This window comes from Kribbella sp. NPDC104218 (assembly GCF_055584105.1).
On the sequence record NZ_JBVJMQ010000001.1, the window covers coordinates 428,863 to 444,926 of the forward strand.

Consider the following 16,064-nt stretch of genomic DNA (forward strand, 5'->3'; position numbering starts at 1 on the left):
TCCTCGAGTTCCCTGCGAGTTTCTGGAACAAGTATCTGCACAGGCACCCGAAACAGTGCCCGCGCAAGCCTACTTGCTCCACCCGGGGATCCCGTAGTCGGCCGCTCAGGCGGCCGGACCGCGCAGGTTGGCGACCAGATCGTCGGCCGTGAGCCCGGCGTACGCCTGCATCATGCGGTTCCGGGCGTACTCGTTGTACCCGCGGCGGGCCACCTGGAGGTAGAACCGCGTGACCGATCCCACTCCGACGCCGCGGGCCATCAGGTCCACGGCGAGCCAGCTGACCTGGTAACTCTCCGTGGTCGTGAACTCGTCGTCCCGCGGGAGCCGCTCGATCCGGCCCTTGAGCCGGCGCGCCACCTCGGCCCGCTCCGCGGCCACCTCAGCCGACGGCCGGACCAGGTTGGCCGCGTACGCCGCCAGCCCCTCAGCCAGCCAGCGCGGTGCCTCGTCGCCCATCTTGACCGGCGTCAGATGCGTCAGCCCGTGCACCAGCTCAGGCAGCGTCGGCTCACCGGTCACCACAGTCCACCCGCCGACCGGACGGCCGTCGTCTGCCGGGCTGTGCATCGGCTGGACGCGCACCGGATCCTTCCCCGGCAGCGTCGCTGGCAGATCGGTCAGGACGCCGGGATCGGCGACTGCGACCACCAGCGGGATCTCCTGCAGCGGCCCAGGCCACAGCCGCCGCACCACGACCGCAGCGCGCGCAGTCGCCGCCGCAATCCGCTCCCCCTTCGCCCGCTGCCCCCGATCAACCAGTACGACGACGCCGTCCTTTTCGACCACGTCCAGGTCAGCCACATCCCACGGCTGCCGGTTGCTCTTCAGCACCCCGTCCAGCCGGGTCACATCGACCAGCTCCGCTTTCCCGGCCCGGACGACGTACGTGTAACCCAGATCGGTCGCAGCCGGCCGCAGCCCGGTCACGGCATACCGGAGGCTGACCCTGAAGGTCACAGCGCCGGCTCCATACCGCTGCACGGCCCCCGGGTCGGCCCAAGCCTCCCGACGCCGGAACCCGACCTGTGCGTTCAGGGCACGCAGATTCTGTAAGACGCGCAGCTGGCGTGCCTTGACCGCCGGTGCGACCTGAGCGACGAATCCACTCACGTCACCGCCCCGCACCGCCACCGCCTGCCGCGCCAGCGCGACGTCCACCGCATCCGCCACCAGCGGATCGACCTGACCATCCCCACTCCGCGGCCCGGCCACCTCCATCCCCACCGGCCAAACCCGAGCCTCACCACCCCCACTGCCCACCACCAGACCGCCGGCCAGCACAGCCCCCACCGCCAACCACCCGACCGCCTTCATGCCCTTCCCAACGACCCACCCCCCACCCAGGTAACCGCAACCTGTCGGCGCCGAGCGCGACACTGAAAACTCCACCCCACACCAGGAGCCCACATGCCTCTCACCCTCGGCGCCGTCGTCCTCAACACCACCCCCGCAGCCGCCGCCTTCTGGCGCCAAGCCCTCAACTACACCCCCTCCCCCACCAACCCCGACTTCCTCCTCCCACCCCCCACCACCCCCGCCACCCGCCTCCACCTCGACACCACCGACCAAACCCACCTCGACCTCTGGCCCACCCCCGGCTCCACCCCCGCCGCCGAACAAGCCCGCCTCCAAGCCCTAGGAGCCACCCTCGCCCCCTGGACCTACCCCACCAACCCCGACTTCACCGTCCTCCAAGCCCCCGACGGCACCCACTTCTGCATCATCGAATAACCCTCAAGTGGTTCCTCGGTCGAGGGCCTGGTGGCCGCGGCGCAGCTGATACTCGACGTCCGCGAGCGCGTGTTTCTTGCGGCGATAGCGCTTCTTGTGGAGCAGCTCGCCGTCGTCGCCGGCTGCCCGGACCCACAGCGTCCACCCGCCAAGGAAAACGATCAGGTGGACCAGCCACGTAAGCCCCCAGAGCACCGGCGCCACCAACAGCTCAACAACCTCGCCGCTCCCGCCCCCCGCCACATAATCCAGCTCAAACAACCCCGACCGCGCCAACTCAACCCGCACCAACGCGTCCCCACCCACCTCTTCCACCCCACCATCATCCCCTGGCAAGCCACCGCAACTTGCGACAAGACTGTGGGGCATGGACATCAAGCACCGGATGATCGTGTTCGACGCGGCCGACATCGATGCCGAGAGCACGTTCTGGGCCGAGTTCTTAGGTGGGACCGTCGAGAAGTGGTCCGAACGGTGGCATGCGATCTGGGTGGACGGCGGGTGGGCGCTCGGCGTCCAGCACGCACCCGGCCACGTCCCGCCGGACTGGCCGGACGGCGCCCCGCAACAGATCCACCTCGACTTCTACTTCGCGGCCGGCGACGCCCACACCGAGGCGCACAACCGAGCCCTCACCCTCGGCGCCCGCCTACTCAAACCCGCCGAAGACCCCCAGTCCGCCCGCGGCGTCCAGGTCTACGCCGACCCAGCCGGACACCCGTTCTGCCTCTGCTGGTTACCTAGCTAGGCGTACGGCGTTCGGCCCAGCGTGTGATCTCGTACGCCGCGCCGCCGGGCTCAGGTTGGCCACCTGAGCTGAGTTCGGCCGAGGTCAGCTTCGGGTTCGCGAAGGCGAAGGCGGTGGCGCCGGAGCGGAGCTGGATGACCAGCCCGAAGTAGTTGAAGTGGGCTGAAACCACCTCGGCGCGGGGGATCCGGTAGCCGCTGATCGGGTAGCGGACGATCACTTAGTCCGGCGTGATGCGGACGTCCGGCCGGGCGGCGAACACGATGACTAGCGTGGCTACCGGGATGATCGGCCAGGCCGTCCTCAGCTCACCCATCCACACCACAGCGACAACCATGCCTACCCAGACGAGCGTCCAGAAGCCGCGCGTCCAGCGGTTGTTGCCCCAGGTCTGGTCGTCCATGGCCGAACTTTAGAGCGCCGTCCAGCGGCGGTGGGCTGCGAGATCGACGTTGCTGCCGCAGATGATCGTCGCGATCCGGCGGCCGGCGAAGCGCTCGCGGTCCTCGAGGACGGCGGCGACGCCGAGCGCAGCTGAAGGTTCGACCAACAGACCGGCCTCCTCGTACAAAAGCCGCATGCCCGCCACGATCGACTCCTCTTGCACGAGGACGGCGTCGTCCGCGATCTCGAGCAGGTCCGCCAGCACCTCGGGGATCGGCCGCCGACCGGCAACGCCGTCCGCGATCGTGTTGATGGTTTCCGTCGTGACGACTCGCCGTTCGCGCCACGACAGCGTCAGCGCCGGCGCGCCCGCGGGCTGCACGCACACCACCTCCACCCCCGGTGCCAGCTCCTTCAACACCTGCCCCACCCCGGTCGCCATCGCCCCACCCCCGAGCGCGATCAGTACGACGTCGAACGGCGTCCCGGCCTCGACCAGCTCCAGCCCGATCGTCGCGGCGCCTTCACACGTCTCCAGGTCCAGACTGTCCTCCAACAACCGGATCCCCTCGGACGCCGCGATCTCCGCCGCCCGCTCCCGCGCCAACTCGTGATCACCGTCGACCAGCTCCAGCCGCGCACCGAGCGCCCGGATCCGCTCCAGCTTCGCCGGAGTCGCGAACCGCGACGCCACCACCGTCACCGCGAGCCCCCGCCGTCCACCGGACCACGCCAGCGCCTGCCCCAAATTCCCCGCACTCGCACAAACCACCGGCGCCCCAGCAAGCCCCTCCGCCACCAGCTCCGTCCCGCGCCCCTTGAAACTCCGCACCGGATTCGCCGTCTCGAGCTTCACCCCCACCCCACACCCGAGCCGCTCCCCCAACGCCTCACACCCATAAAAGGGCGTCCCCAGAAAAACCGGATTGATCAGCCCCCGAGCCGCCCGGATCCTGTCCACATCAAGCCTCGTCACCCCCAAAGGACACCCCATGCGCCACCACGAAGTCGAACCGAAGTCCGTCTACCACCAACCGCTGACCTGAAGGTGCTGCATGTTCAATCACGCGCCGGCTGACTACGACTGTCCGTTCTGCCGTCTTGTCGGCGGGGGTGAGGACGACGTGGCCTGTCAGGCGGACGTCGTCTTTCGGACCGACCGGGCGCTGGCGTTCGTCGCCTCGCGCTGGTGGCCCAACAACCCGGGCCACGTTCTCGTCGTCCCCACCGCACACCACGAGAACCTCTACGACCTCCCACCGGAGGCGGGCCATGCGGTCCACGACGTCGTCCGAACCATCGCCGTCGCCATCCGCTACACCTACGGCTGCGCCGGCACGTCAGTCCGCCAACACAACGAACCCGCCGGCTACCAGGACGCCTGGCACCACCACGTCCACGTCTTCCCCCGCTACCCCCACGACAACCTCTACAACCTCCTCCCCCTCCCAACCCCCGCAACCCCCACCCAACGAGCCCCCTACGCCACCAAACTCCGCACCCACCTCGCTGCCGCCGCCGAGCGATAGGCGGTCGAGGGCGTGACTGGACGGCGGGGTGGGGTTGGCCACATGGGGGGGGGAAAGAGAAACCCCAGGTCAGGCGGGCTGACCTGGGGTTTTGGCTCCCCCACCAGGTTTCGATCCTGGTCTTCGAGATTCAAAGTCTCGCGGGCTGCCGATTACCCCACGGGGGATCGTGGTTGCCGGGACATCTTGTCATGAGTGGGGTGGATGACACGCTGAGGGGTTCCTTACCTACGGTGTCGTAGGTTACGGTTGCGTAGGTAAGCCGTCCTCCACCTGAGGGATACAGAACATGACTCCTCCCCCTGTTGCCGCGCCGGAGGCGCCTGAGCGCGCTGGGCAGGTTGACGAGCTCGACGTGCACACCGGGACGCTCGGGGGTGAGCAGAAGCAGGTGTGGGAGCAGGTCGCGCTGGCGCTGTTCATCGGGATTCCGTTCCTGGCGGTGCTGGCGGCGGTGCCGATCGCGTGGGGCGGGTTCCTGGGGTGGCGGGACGTCGTGATCGCGGTGGTGTTCTACACGATCGCGGGGCACGGGATCTCGATCGGTTTCCACCGGTTGTTCACGCACAAGTCGTTCAAGCCGAACCGGGCGACGAAGTACGCGCTGGCGATCGCCGGGTCGCTGGCGATCGAGGGGCCGGTGATCCGGTGGGTCGCCGACCACCGCAAGCACCACAAGTTCTCCGACCGGGACGGCGACCCGCACAGCCCGTGGAAGTACGGGAACACGCTGGGCGCGCTGACCAAGGGCTTCTTCCACGCGCATGTCGGGTGGTTGTTCGACACCGAGCAGACGCCGCAGCGGCAGTACGCGCCGGATCTGCTGAAGGACAAGGACATCGTGAAGGTGTCGCGGCTGTTCCCGGTGCTGGTGACGATCTCACTGCTGCTGCCGGCCGTGATCGGCGGCCTGTGGTCGTGGTCGTGGCAGGGCGCGCTGACGGCGTTCTTCTGGGCCAGCCTGGTCCGGATCGCGCTGCTGCACCACGTGACCTGGTCGATCAACTCGATCTGCCACACGATCGGCGACCGGCCGTTCAAGAGCCGGGACAAGTCGGGCAACGTGTGGTGGCTGGCGATCCTCAGCCAGGGCGAGTCGTGGCACAACCTGCACCACTCCGACCCGACCTGCGCGCGGCACGGCGTCCTCAAGGGCCAGCTCGACACGTCGGCGCGGACCATCTGGTTCTTCGAGAAGATGGGCTGGGTCAGCGATGTCCGCTGGCCGGTCAAGGAGCGGCTCGAGGCCCGGCGTCAGGACGACTCGCGCCGCACCCTGAAAGCGGCCTGACCGTAAAACTCCCACCCCGCGGCACCGGAATGCGGCATGATGCAGACGTGATCTCGACGTGACGGAACCCAAACCGCGGCGGTCCGGCCGAATCCGGATGACGAGTGCCGAGCGTCGTGAGCAGCTGATCGTGATCGCGCGCGGCCTGTTCGCCCAGCGCGGGTACGAAGCGACGTCGGTGGAGGAGATCGCCAACCGCGCGGAGGTCTCCAAGCCGGTCGTCTACGAGCACTTCGGCGGTAAAGAGGGTCTGTACGCCGTCGTCGTGGACCGCGAGGTCCGCGCGCTGCTGGACGGCGTCACCCAGTCGCTGACGGCGGGCCGGGCGCACGAGCTGGTCGAGCAGGCGGCGCTCGCGCTGCTCGACTACATCGAGAACAACTCCGACGGCTTCCGGATCCTGGTCCGGGATTCGCCGGTCGGCTCCGCGAGCGGTTCGTTCATCTCGATCCTGAGCGACGTCGGCACCCGGGTCGAGCACATCCTCGCGGAGAACTTCAAACGCCGCGGCCTGGACCCGAAGAACGCCCCGATGTACGCCCAGATGCTGGTCGGCATGGTGGCGCTCACCGGCCAGTGGTGGCTCGACGCGCGCCGCCCGCGCAAACAGGACGTCGCCGCCCACCTGGTCAACCTCGCCTGGAACGGCCTGTCCGGGCTGGAGCTCAAGCCGACCCTCTCGACGCGGCCGCACAAGTAGCGGACCGCCAGCACCCACCAACTCGCCAAATCGCCCTTCCAAAGCGGCGGCTCACGCTCAGCGAGGCGGTACTCCGCATAGTTGGTGAGTGGCAGCGGTCCGCCCTCCCCGAGTAGTACGACGACATCCGACCGTGGGTTGACTCGGGGCGGCGGGGCGCGCCGTACGCTGGCCGCTATGACGGGGTTCATGACCGCGCGGCCTTTGCCTGCCCGCAGTAAGGCGTTCGACCTGCTGCTCGCGGGCGCGCTGTGCATGTCGCTCGGGTTCCTGAGCCTCGCCCAAGCGGGGTACGGCGGTGTGCTCGCGTTCGCGATGCTCGGCCCGCTGTGGTGGCGGCGCTCCTACCCCGAGCTGGTCTTCTTCGGCGTCGCCGCGGTGGCCGTTTTGCAGTGGCTGACCGGCGTCGACCTCATCCCCGGCAACGTCGGCCTGCTGATCGCCCTCTACACGATCTCCGTGTACGGCGACGTCCGCTACAGCCGGATCGCGCTCGGCGTCGGCGGCCTCGGCGTCCTGATGGCCACCTCGCGCTACTGGTCGAACTCCGACTGGCGCCAGCAGGTGACGATGATGGTCGCACTCGGCGCCGTCGTCCTCGGCGTCTGGGCCTTCGGCGAACGCCGCCGGACCCGCGGCCTGTATGTCGCCCAGCTCGAAGCCCGCGCCGCCCAGCTCGAACGCGACCGCGACCGCGAGTCCCAGCTCGCCGTCTCCGCGGAGCGGACCCGGATCGCCCGCGAGATCCATGACGTCGTCGCGCACGGCCTGTCGATCATGATCGTCCAGGCGGACGGCGGTCTGTACGCCGCTGACCAGTCGCCCGAGGCCGCGAAGAAGGCGCTGGCCACGATCGGCGACACCGGCCGCGCGAGCCTGACCGAGATGCGCAAGATGCTCGGTCTGCTCAAGGCCGACGAGCAGCGCGAACTCGACCCGAACCAGCCGCGCCCGCAGCCGGGCGTCTCCAGCCTGCCCGAGCTGATCGAGAACGTCCGCGAGGCCGGCCTCTCGGTCGACTACTCGGTCACCGGCCAGCCGCGCGACCTCCCGGCGTTGCTCGGGCTGACGGCGTACCGGATCGTGCAGGAGGGCCTGACCAACACACTGAAACACGCCGGGCCGGGAGCGCGCACCTCCGTCGCGCTGGACTTCGGTCGCGAGATGTTGACCGTGGTGGTCATCGACGACGGCCGCGGCGGCGGCGTCGCCCCGAGTGTCGAGCCAGGGCACGGCCTGGTGGGGATGCATCAACGCGCATCCGTCTCAGGCGGTACGGTGAGCGCCGGACCGAAGGCGGGCGGCGGTTACGAGGTGATCGCCAAGCTGCCGTACAACCTGCCGACCGGAGGCCAGCAGTGAGTGAAGACAACATCCGGGTGTTCCTGGTGGACGACCAGGAGCTGGTCCGGGCCGGGTTCACGATGCTGGTGGACTCGCAGCCCGACATGCGGGTGGTCGGTCAGGCCGGGGACGGCGGCGAGGCGGTCGAGAAGATCTCGGTGACCGGGTGCGACGTCGTCCTGATGGACGTCCGGATGCCGAGGCTGGACGGTGTCCAGGCCACCCAGCAGCTGCAGTCGTTGCCGCAGGCCCCGAAGGTGATCGTGCTGACCACCTTCGACCTGGACGAGTACGCGTTCGCCGCGATCAAGGCCGGCGCGGCCGGTTTCCTGCTCAAGAACACCCCGCCGGCCGATCTGCTGTCCGCGATCCGCCAGGTGTACTCCGGCGACGCCGTCGTCTCCCCCAGTACGACGAAGCGGCTGCTCGAGCACTTCGCGGGCGCGCTCCCGGACGCCGAGGTCGAGCGTCCCGATCTGGCCGACCTGACGGCTCGCGAGCGCGAGGTGCTGATCGAGGTCGCGCGCGGCCTGTCGAACACCGAGATCGCGACGCTGTTCACGTTGTCCGAGGCAACGGTGAAGACGCATATCGGCCGCATCCTGGCGAAAACCGGCCTCCGCGACCGGGTTGCGCTCGTCGTTCTCGGGTACGAGACCGGGCTGGTCCGGCCGACCAAGTAATACCCAGGTAGTAGACGGAATACGTTCCGTGGGACGACGTAGCGGGGCGCGGCTTTCACTACCTTGAGGAGCATGACAGGGCGGGCCTGTCGATGATCCGAGGAGTGACATGAGTTTGCAGACCGGTGGACTTGCGGTGGGGCGGCTGCCGCAGGACGGGATGCCGCGTACGGCGATCCGCGCGCACGAGCTGCGTAAGGTGTACGGCCAGGGCGACACCGCCGTGGCCGCGCTGGACGGCGTGTCGGTCGACTTCGCGGTCGGCAACTTCACCGCGATCATGGGCCCGTCCGGCTCGGGCAAGTCGACGCTGATGCACTGCCTGGCCGGCCTGGACACCCCGACCGGCGGTCAGGTCCTGCTCGGCGAGACCGAGCTGACCCAGCTGCCGGACGCCGCGCTGACCAAGATCCGCCGCGATCGCGTCGGCTTCGTCTTCCAGTCGTTCAACCTGTTGCCGATGCTGTCCGCCAAGGACAACATCCTGCTCCCGCTCGAGCTGGGCAACCGCAAACCAGACGAGCAGTGGCTCGCGACGCTGGTCGACGTCCTCGGCCTGCAGGACCGGCTCACGCACCGGCCGTCGGAGCTGTCCGGCGGTCAGCAGCAGCGGGTCGCCGTCGCACGCGCCCTGGTCGGGCGGCCGGAGGTCGTCTTCGCCGACGAGCCGACCGGTAACCTCGACTCCCGCTCGGGCGCCGAGGTGCTCGGCTTCCTGCGCCGCAGCGTCCGCGAGTTCGGCCAGACGGTCGTCATGGTCACCCACGACCCGCTGGCCGCGTCGTACGCCGACCGCGTCGTGATGCTTGCCGACGGCAAGCTCGCCGGCGAGCTGCGCGACCCGAAGCCCGAGACCGTCCTCGACGCCCTGCGCCAGCTGGGGGCGTGACGTGCGTCGTTCACTGCTCTCTTCGCTGCGCGCCCACCTGGGCCGCTTGATCGCCGCCTGTCTGGCGATCGTGCTGGGCGTCGGCTTCGCCGCCCTGGCGATGACCGCGCACGCCTCCGCGTCGCACGGGATCGACGAGACGATCGGCGCCCAGTACAAGGGCGTCGACGCTTACCTGGAAAGCCGGAGCGAGAACCTCACCCCGGCGATCGTGGCCAAGGTGAAGGCGCTCCCGCAGGTCGCCGAGGTCGCGCCGAAGACGACCGCCTACATGGAGGCGAGCTTCCCCGGGCTGGTCCGGCCGGTCAACCTGGCCGTCGACGCGCTCTACCAGACCACTCAGATCGCAAGCCCCGGGACGTCGTCCGGGCGGTTGCCCACCGCAACCGACGAGATCGCCCTGCCGAACAAGCTGGCCGCCAAGCACAACGTGACGCTTGGCCAGACGCTGCGGATCACGTCGTACGAGAAGAAGTCCTGGAACGTGAAGGTCGTCGGCCTGATCGACGACAAGAGCGCCTTCGGTCTCGGCGCCGCGGTCGCAACGCCGGCCGCGGTCCAGATCTTCGAGAAGAACAACTGGATCAGCGGACTCGCGATCGCCGGTAAGTCCGGCACGGACTCCCAGGCGCTGATGTCGGCCGTTCAGGCGGCGGCCGGCCCCGGCTTCGCGGTCGCCACCGGCGCGGACAAGATCGCACAGGAGGTGAAGAACTACACCAACGGGATCGACGTCCTCGGCGGCGTGTTCGGGATGTTCGCCGTGATCGCGCTGTTCGTCGCGTGTCTGGTGATCAGCAACACCTTCACGATCGTGATCGCCCAGCGCACCCGGGAGATGGCGCTGCTGCGCTGCGTCGGCGCCTCCAAACGCCAGGTCTTCAGCTCGGTACTCGCCGAGGCGACCGTGGTCGGTGTGGTCGCCTCCGCGATCGGCGTGGTCTTCGGGGTCGCGCTGTCCGCGCTGGCGCTCGCCCTGTCCCGCGAGTTCGACTGGGGAATCCCGCCGGTCTCGCTGCACCTCGGCCTGACGTCGATCTTCGTCCCGCTGCTGCTCGGCACGCTGGCCACGATCGTCGCGGCCGTCGTCCCGGCCCGCCGGGCGACCAAGGTCGCGCCGCTGGCCGCGCTCCGGCCCGAGGCCGCGCCGGCTGCGGCGTCCAAACGCGGTGCCGTCCGGCTCGCCTTCGGCTTCCTGCTGCTCGCCGGCGGCGGTGCGCTGCTGGCGACCGCCTACACCGGGCACAACATCATCGCCGGCGTCGCCGGCGGCGTGGTCTCCTTCCTCGGCGTCCTGGCGATCAGCTCGCTGCTGGTGCCCGCGCTGATCCGGGTGCTCGGCGCGCTGCCGGCCAAGACCGGCGTCCCGTCCCGGATCGCCGTCGCGAACGCCGTCCGGAACCCGAAGCGGACGGCGGCGACCACCGCCGCGCTGCTCATCGGCGTGACGCTGATCAGCCTGACCTGTGTCGGGATCGCCTCGGTGCAGAAGACCTTCGACGTGTCGATGGACGCGCAGTACCCGGTCGATCTGACGGCGACGACGTACAACGAGAAGCTGCCGGCCAGCGCCGAGCAGCAGCTCAAGGAGATCAAGGGCATCACGCACGTCGTCCCGATCCGGACGGTGCTGGTGAAGTCGGCGGGGAACGAGTTCCCGGCCGTCGGGGTCGACCCGGGCAGCGCCGGATCGATCATCCACAACTCGCAGCTGGTCGCGGATCTGAAGCCCGGGACGGCGCTCGTCGACCACAACACGCTGTACATGCTGAAGGTCAAGGAAGGCGACACCGTCACGATCGTCTCCGGGAAGAACAAGCTCACGGTGACGCTCAAGCTGGGGCTCGGCCTGGAGCCGTTCAACCTGACGACGACCGACCTGGCCAAGCTGGCTCCGAACGCGCCGATCGGCGCCTACTGGCTGGCGGCCGACCCGAACGCGGACGGCGCCGACGTGATCGACGCGCTCGGTCAGTCGATGCCTTCGGTACAGAACCTCGAGATCAGCGGCGGGCTGGCGAAGCGGACGGCGTACACGAAGATCTTCGAAGTCCTGCTGGCCGTCGGGATCGGGCTGCTCGGGGTCTCGGTGCTGATCGCGCTGGTCGGCGTCGGTAACACGCTCAGCCTGTCGGTCCTGGAGCGGACCCGGGAGAACGCGTTGCTCAGGGCAATGGGTCTGACCCGGCGCCAGCTGCGCAGCATGCTCGCGATCGAGTCGGTGCTGATGGCGCTGGTCGCCGCCGGCCTCGGCATCGCCCTCGGCCTGATCTACGGCTGGGTCGGGACGACGGCGCTGATGGGCAACCAGACCAAGGACGGCACGGTCGAGTACGCCCTGCCGGTCGGGCTGCTGATCGCGATCGCCGCGATCGCCATCGTGGCCGGTCTGCTCGCCTCGGTCCTGCCCGCTCGCCGGGCCGCCAAGGTCGCACCGGCCGGAGCGCTGGCGACGGAGTAAGTGAAGCTAGCGGCTCGCCCGGCTTGAGGGGGCTGGGCGAGCCGCTGTTTTTCAGACGATCTCGATCCGGTTCCCGTGGCCGTCGGCGGTGTGAAACCGCCTGCGGCCCGGGATCGTTTCGTTGTCCCAGGCAACTGGGTATCCCTGGTTCTCCAGTCTGGCTGCCAAAGCGTCCAGGTCGTCGACGGCGAGGGCTGGATGGGCTTTGCGGGCCGGGCGGAAGTCCGGCTCGACGCCGACGTGGATCTCCGCGTCGCCACGCCGGAACCAGCAGCCGCCGCGCGGTTTCAGCAGCTCGGGTTTCTCGAGTTCGATCATGCCGAGCGCATCCCGGTAGAAGGCTCGGGCGACATCCTCGCCGCCGGGCGGGCAGGAGACCTGCACGTGATCGAGTCTCATCGCTTCTGCGCAACCGCGAAGATCCGGCGGAACGGGAGCAGCGTCCCGTAGTCCCGCTGCGGATACGCCTCGGCCAGCCGAGCGCCGTACTCGGCCTCGAACTCCGCCCGCAGCCCGTCCGGCAGCGACTGCAGCACCGGCCGCGCGCCCGTCCCCTTCACCCACTCCAGGACGGCGTTGTCGCCTTGCAGAGCGTGGATGTACGTCGTCTCCCACGCGTTCACCACGCAGCCTTCGGCGCTCAGGACGTCGATGTAGTCGGCCGGGCCGGGGACGTCGGGGCGCAGCGAGGTGTCGCGCGCGAACTCGGCGTACGGCTCCTTCGCGGCGAGCTCCCGCAGGATCGCGTGCGACGGGGCGTCGCCGTTACCGGGGATCTGGATCGCGAGCGTGCCGCCGGGGCGGAGCGCTTTGACGAAGCCGGGCAGCAGGTCGAGCTGGTCGGGCACCCACTGCAGGGTCGCGTTGGTGACGATGACGTCGAGGCTCGCCGCGGGCGCCGTCCACTCGCGGACGTCGCCGAGCGCGAAGGTCAGCCGCTCGTCGGCGTACGACTGGGCGGCCTCGATCATCTGCGGCGAGCTGTCGATCCCGACGATGGACGCCGCCGGCCAGGCGTCGCGCAGGGTCGCGGTCAGGCCGCCGGGGCCGCAGCCGAGGTCGACGACGTCCGCCACCTCGGTGGTGCGGATCTGCCGGATCAGGTCCGCGAAGGGGCGGCCACGCTCGTCGGCGTACGTGCCGTACTGCTCGGGACTCCAGACGGGGGACGTGCGCATCTCGCACCTCTCATCAGCGATTTATCTTGATGTCAAGATACATTGAACGCTCTGAGGTCTCTTGATGTCAAGAGTCTTGATGGCGTACGCTCGCGCTATGGAAGACGAGGTCGATCGGCTGCTGGAGGCCTGGCGCCGGGAACGGCCCGATCTCGACGTGACCCCGATGGAGGTGCTCTCGCGGGTCAGCCGGCTCGCCCGGCACCTGGACCGGGCGCGCAGCCAGGCGTTCGAGACGCACGGGCTGGAGTCCTGGGAGTTCGACGTCCTCGCGGCCCTGCGGCGGGCCGGATCGCCGTACCAGCTCTCGCCGGGGCGGCTGCTGAAGGAGACCCTGGTGACGTCGGGCACGATGACGAACCGGGTCGACCGGCTGACCGCGCGCGGGCTGGTCGAGCGGCTGCCCGACCCGGGCGACCGGCGCGGCGTCCTGGTGCAGCTCACCGACGCCGGCCGGGACGCGGTGGATGCGGCCATGGCCGATTTACTCGCCCACGAGCGGACGCTGCTCGGGTCGATCAGCGAGCAGGACCAGACGCACATCGCGCAGGTGCTGCGCGAGCTGGTCCGCCCGTTCGACCTGGAAAAACACTGAGCGTTTTGTATACACATTAGTTGAGCAGAAATCCGCCGCAATTCTTCGAAATCCCGGGGCGTCACTTCGGATCTCCCGAATCGTTGCTAGTTGCAACGAGATCGAGAGGCTGTTGTAGCGGACGACTATCGACACTGAGTGATCGGGACCACTAGGGTCATCACTGTCGGTGGTTGATCGACTACAAAACGTTAGAGATACACGGTGACTTCGGCGGCAAGAGGTGGTCCGCCGAAAGCGGTCGCGCGGTGTCCGGGGCTCGGGGCCCGAACAACGCCGACCGGCACGGGGCCCGCTCACCCTTGGCGGCGAGCCCTCCGAATCACAGGGGATCGGAGGGCCGCCGCCTTCCACAGGCCCCGACGGATTTGATCAGATTTACCGGCTGCCATTTCCGCCGCGCACATTCCGCGCCGTCCGCCGCGGAAAATACCGCGCATTCCGTCGCGCCACTCCGACGCGACCCGCGCATTCCGCAGCGGCGTACCGACGAACGGGTAGTAGTCAGCCGCTCCGAACCCGCCGCAGCGGGAGACACCGGCCGGCGACCCCACTACTACCCGTTGCTCCGCACGCCGCTACTCGGCGCGTTCGGCAGCGTCGAACCAGGCGGTTTCCAGTTCACCGCGTTCGTCGCCGAGTTTGCGCAGCTCGGCGTCCAGCTCGGCGAGGCGTTCGTAGTTACTCGCGTTGGCCGCGATCTGGTCGTGCAGCTTCGCCTCGGACTCGGTCAGCTTCTGCAGCTGCCGCTCGATCCGGTTCAGCTCCTTCTTCGCTGCCCGGGCCGCGGCGGCGTCGACCACCGGGGCCTCGGCCGCGGCCTGGGGCTGCTGCGCCGGCTCCGCCGTCCGCTTCGGGGCGCTGTCGAGCTCCTCGATGTACTGGTCGACACCGCGCGGGAGGTGCCGGACGCGGGCGTCGCCCATGATCGCGTAGACCATGTCGCTGACCCGCTCGAGGAAGTACCGGTCGTGGGTGACCGTGACGACGACGCCCGGCCAGCTGTCCAGGAAGTCCTCCAGGACGGTGAGCGTCTCGACGTCCAGGTCGTTGGTCGGTTCGTCGAGGATCAGCACGTTCGGCTCGTCGAGCAGGATCCGGAGCAGCTGCAGGCGCCGGCGTTCGCCACCGGACAGATCCGAGATGCGGGTCGTCAGCCGGTCGCCGGTGAACCCGAACCGCTCCAGCAGCTGGGACGACGTCAGCTCCCCGCCTTTGCCGGCGAGCGCCGCCGTCCGCTTGATCGAGGTGATGTGGTCGAGGACCGTCGCCGTCCCGTCGATCTCCTCGAGGTTCTGCGACAGGTTCGCCGTCCGCACGGTCTTACCCTGTTTGACCAGGCCGCTGTCCGGCGCGAGCTGGCCGGTGAGCACCTTGAGGAAGGTCGTCTTGCCGGCGCCGTTCGGGCCGAGCAGGCCGATCCGGTCCGCCGGGCCGAGCCGGAACGTGACGTGGTCCAGCATCTTGCGCGCGCCGAAGCTCAGGCTGACGTCCTCGGCGTCGAACACGTCCTTGCCCAAGCGGGCCGTCGCCAGCTTCGACAGCGCGAGCTTGTCGCGCGGCTCCGGCTCGTTCTCGATCAGGGCGTTCGCGGCGTCGATCCGGAACTTCGGCTTACTCGTCCGCGCGGGTGCACCGCGGCGCAGCCAGGCCAGCTCCTTCTTCAGCAGGTTCTGCCGCTTGGCCTCACTCACCTGCGCCGACCGCGACCGCTCCGCCTTGGCCAGCACGTAGGCGGCGTACCCGCCGTCGTACGACGTGACATTCCCGTTCTGCACTTCCCAGGTGTCGGTGCAGACGGCGTCCAGGAACCACCGGTCGTGGGTCACCACGATCAGCGCCCCGGCCCGATCGACCACATGCGCGGCCAGCCAGTTGACCGCCTCGATGTCCAGGTGGTTGGTCGGCTCGTCCAGGATCAGCAGGTCGACGTCCGTCAGCAGCAGCTTCGCGAGACTCGCCCGCCGCCGCTCCCCACCGCTCAGCGTCCCCACCTTGGCGCCGTGGTCGACTCCACCCAGCAAGTGCTCCATCACCGACCGCGCCCGCGGATCCGCGGCCCACGTATACGTCTCGACATCCCCCAGGACGGCGTACTCCACCGTCTCCTCGGGATTCAGCTCGTCCGCCTGCCCCAAATACCCCAGCCGCAGATCCCGCACATGCGTGATCCGCCCCCCATCCGGCTCCAACCGCCTGGCCAGCACCTGCAACAACGTCGACTTCCCGTCGCCGTTGCGCCCCACCACCCCGACCCGATCGCCCTTCCCCACCCCCAGGCTCACCGAATCCAGCAACACCCGCGTCCCGAACCCCTTGGACACGCCTTCCAAATTCACCAAATTAGCGGCACCCATAACCGCCCCAGCGTACCTGTCCCCAACCCGCCCATGTTCCTCCAGCCCGCGGAGATGCGTAGGACGTCACCCAGCGCGAGCCCGTAGGCGACGAGCGGGATACAGCAGAGCTCGGCCAGGTCCTCCCCGGTCCGGAGTAGCCAGACCTGTTCCCAATGGCATGAAGCCCAT

At 69.0% G+C, this 16,064-nt stretch carries 18 protein-coding genes and 1 tRNA gene; 10 read left to right on the forward strand and 9 right to left on the reverse strand.

Translation table 11 applies throughout. From position 1 onward, the window contains the following. Positions 1 to 105 precede the first annotated feature (105 nt). A complete protein-coding gene (locus ACZ6ZD_RS02035; RefSeq protein WP_465667411.1) occupies positions 106 to 1,317 on the reverse strand; it encodes a hypothetical protein in 1,212 nt (403 codons plus the stop codon). Between the two features lie 93 nt (positions 1,318 to 1,410). Between ACZ6ZD_RS02035 and ACZ6ZD_RS02040 the strand changes: the two genes are divergently transcribed. Next, positions 1,411 to 1,734, forward strand: coding sequence for a VOC family protein (locus ACZ6ZD_RS02040; RefSeq protein ID WP_465667412.1), 324 nt, complete (start codon positions 1,411 to 1,413; stop codon positions 1,732 to 1,734). Between the two features lie 3 nt (positions 1,735 to 1,737). On the opposite strand, the gene ACZ6ZD_RS02045 is transcribed toward ACZ6ZD_RS02040, so the two are convergent. Continuing rightward, the gene (locus tag ACZ6ZD_RS02045; protein WP_465667414.1) at positions 1,738 to 2,049 is read right to left on the reverse strand and encodes a hypothetical protein; all 312 of its coding nucleotides are present in this window, start codon (positions 2,047 to 2,049) and stop codon (positions 1,738 to 1,740) included. Between the two features lie 52 nt (positions 2,050 to 2,101). On the opposite strand from ACZ6ZD_RS02045, the gene ACZ6ZD_RS02050 reads away from it, so the two are divergent. Further along, positions 2,102 to 2,482: a VOC family protein gene (locus ACZ6ZD_RS02050; protein ID WP_465667416.1), complete on the forward strand. Its 381-nt coding sequence runs from the start codon at positions 2,102 to 2,104 to the stop codon at positions 2,480 to 2,482. Here the strand turns inward: ACZ6ZD_RS02050 and ACZ6ZD_RS02055 are convergent. Genes ACZ6ZD_RS02055 through ACZ6ZD_RS02065 form a run of 3 tightly spaced genes read right to left on the reverse strand, consistent with a single transcriptional unit; the run spans position 2,475 to position 3,860 of the window. Then, entirely contained in the window at positions 2,475 to 2,702 is a 228-nt protein-coding gene (locus ACZ6ZD_RS02055; protein WP_465667418.1) for a hypothetical protein, read from the reverse strand. The genes ACZ6ZD_RS02050 and ACZ6ZD_RS02055 overlap by 8 nt on opposite strands. Continuing rightward, a complete protein-coding gene (locus tag ACZ6ZD_RS02060; protein WP_465667420.1) occupies positions 2,703 to 2,885 on the reverse strand; it encodes a hypothetical protein in 183 nt (60 codons plus the stop codon). 9 nt (positions 2,886 to 2,894) lie between these two features. Further along, a complete protein-coding gene (locus ACZ6ZD_RS02065; protein WP_465667422.1) occupies positions 2,895 to 3,860 on the reverse strand; it encodes a threonine ammonia-lyase in 966 nt (321 codons plus the stop codon). A 61-nt stretch (positions 3,861 to 3,921) separates the two neighbouring features. Here ACZ6ZD_RS02065 and ACZ6ZD_RS02070 point away from each other — a divergent pair, with 61 nt between their 5' ends. Next, positions 3,922 to 4,395 (forward strand): HIT family protein, encoded by a 474-nt coding sequence (locus ACZ6ZD_RS02070; RefSeq protein ID WP_465667423.1) that lies wholly within the window; start codon positions 3,922 to 3,924, stop codon positions 4,393 to 4,395. 92 nt (positions 4,396 to 4,487) lie between these two features. Here the strand turns inward: ACZ6ZD_RS02070 and ACZ6ZD_RS02075 are convergent. Then, positions 4,488 to 4,562 (reverse strand) — tRNA-Gln (locus ACZ6ZD_RS02075). 122 nt (positions 4,563 to 4,684) lie between these two features. On the opposite strand from ACZ6ZD_RS02075, the gene ACZ6ZD_RS02080 reads away from it, so the two are divergent. The 6 genes from ACZ6ZD_RS02080 (at position 4,685) to ACZ6ZD_RS02105 (ending at position 11,763) form a co-directional block, all read left to right on the forward strand. Continuing rightward, entirely contained in the window at positions 4,685 to 5,686 is a 1,002-nt protein-coding gene (locus ACZ6ZD_RS02080; protein WP_171677513.1) for an acyl-CoA desaturase, read from the forward strand. 58 nt (positions 5,687 to 5,744) lie between these two features. Further along, positions 5,745 to 6,386, forward strand: coding sequence for a TetR/AcrR family transcriptional regulator (locus ACZ6ZD_RS02085; protein ID WP_465667425.1), 642 nt, complete (start codon positions 5,745 to 5,747; stop codon positions 6,384 to 6,386). A gap of 177 nt (positions 6,387 to 6,563) precedes the next feature. Continuing rightward, the gene (locus ACZ6ZD_RS02090) at positions 6,564 to 7,748 is read left to right on the forward strand and encodes a sensor histidine kinase (protein WP_465667427.1); all 1,185 of its coding nucleotides are present in this window, start codon (positions 6,564 to 6,566) and stop codon (positions 7,746 to 7,748) included. After that, positions 7,745 to 8,413, forward strand: a complete 669-nt coding sequence (locus ACZ6ZD_RS02095) for a response regulator (RefSeq protein ID WP_465667429.1) — start codon at positions 7,745 to 7,747, stop codon at positions 8,411 to 8,413. The genes ACZ6ZD_RS02090 and ACZ6ZD_RS02095 overlap by 4 nt, the downstream gene beginning before the upstream one ends. A 109-nt stretch (positions 8,414 to 8,522) precedes the next feature. Next, positions 8,523 to 9,302 (forward strand): ABC transporter ATP-binding protein, encoded by a 780-nt coding sequence (locus ACZ6ZD_RS02100; protein ID WP_465667431.1) that lies wholly within the window; start codon positions 8,523 to 8,525, stop codon positions 9,300 to 9,302. Between the two features lies 1 nt (position 9,303). Continuing rightward, the gene (locus tag ACZ6ZD_RS02105; RefSeq protein WP_465667433.1) at positions 9,304 to 11,763 is read left to right on the forward strand and encodes an ABC transporter permease; all 2,460 of its coding nucleotides are present in this window, start codon (positions 9,304 to 9,306) and stop codon (positions 11,761 to 11,763) included. 51 nt (positions 11,764 to 11,814) lie between these two features. Here the strand turns inward: ACZ6ZD_RS02105 and ACZ6ZD_RS02110 are convergent, their stop codons facing one another. Next, complete coding sequence (locus ACZ6ZD_RS02110) at positions 11,815 to 12,162, reverse strand: VOC family protein (protein WP_465667435.1); 348 nt, start codon at positions 12,160 to 12,162, stop codon at positions 11,815 to 11,817. After that, a complete protein-coding gene (locus ACZ6ZD_RS02115; protein ID WP_465667437.1) occupies positions 12,159 to 12,941 on the reverse strand; it encodes a methyltransferase domain-containing protein in 783 nt (260 codons plus the stop codon). Before ACZ6ZD_RS02115 ends, ACZ6ZD_RS02110 begins: the two co-directional genes overlap by 4 nt. Before the next feature lie 97 nt (positions 12,942 to 13,038). On the opposite strand from ACZ6ZD_RS02115, the gene ACZ6ZD_RS02120 reads away from it, so the two are divergent. Then, positions 13,039 to 13,536: a MarR family winged helix-turn-helix transcriptional regulator gene (locus ACZ6ZD_RS02120; protein ID WP_465667439.1), complete on the forward strand. Its 498-nt coding sequence runs from the start codon at positions 13,039 to 13,041 to the stop codon at positions 13,534 to 13,536. A 578-nt stretch (positions 13,537 to 14,114) separates the two neighbouring features. Here ACZ6ZD_RS02120 and ACZ6ZD_RS02125 read toward each other — a convergent pair. Beyond that, positions 14,115 to 15,893 (reverse strand): ABC-F family ATP-binding cassette domain-containing protein, encoded by a 1,779-nt coding sequence (locus ACZ6ZD_RS02125; RefSeq protein ID WP_465667441.1) that lies wholly within the window; start codon positions 15,891 to 15,893, stop codon positions 14,115 to 14,117. Positions 15,894 to 16,064: the final 171 nt, after the last annotated feature.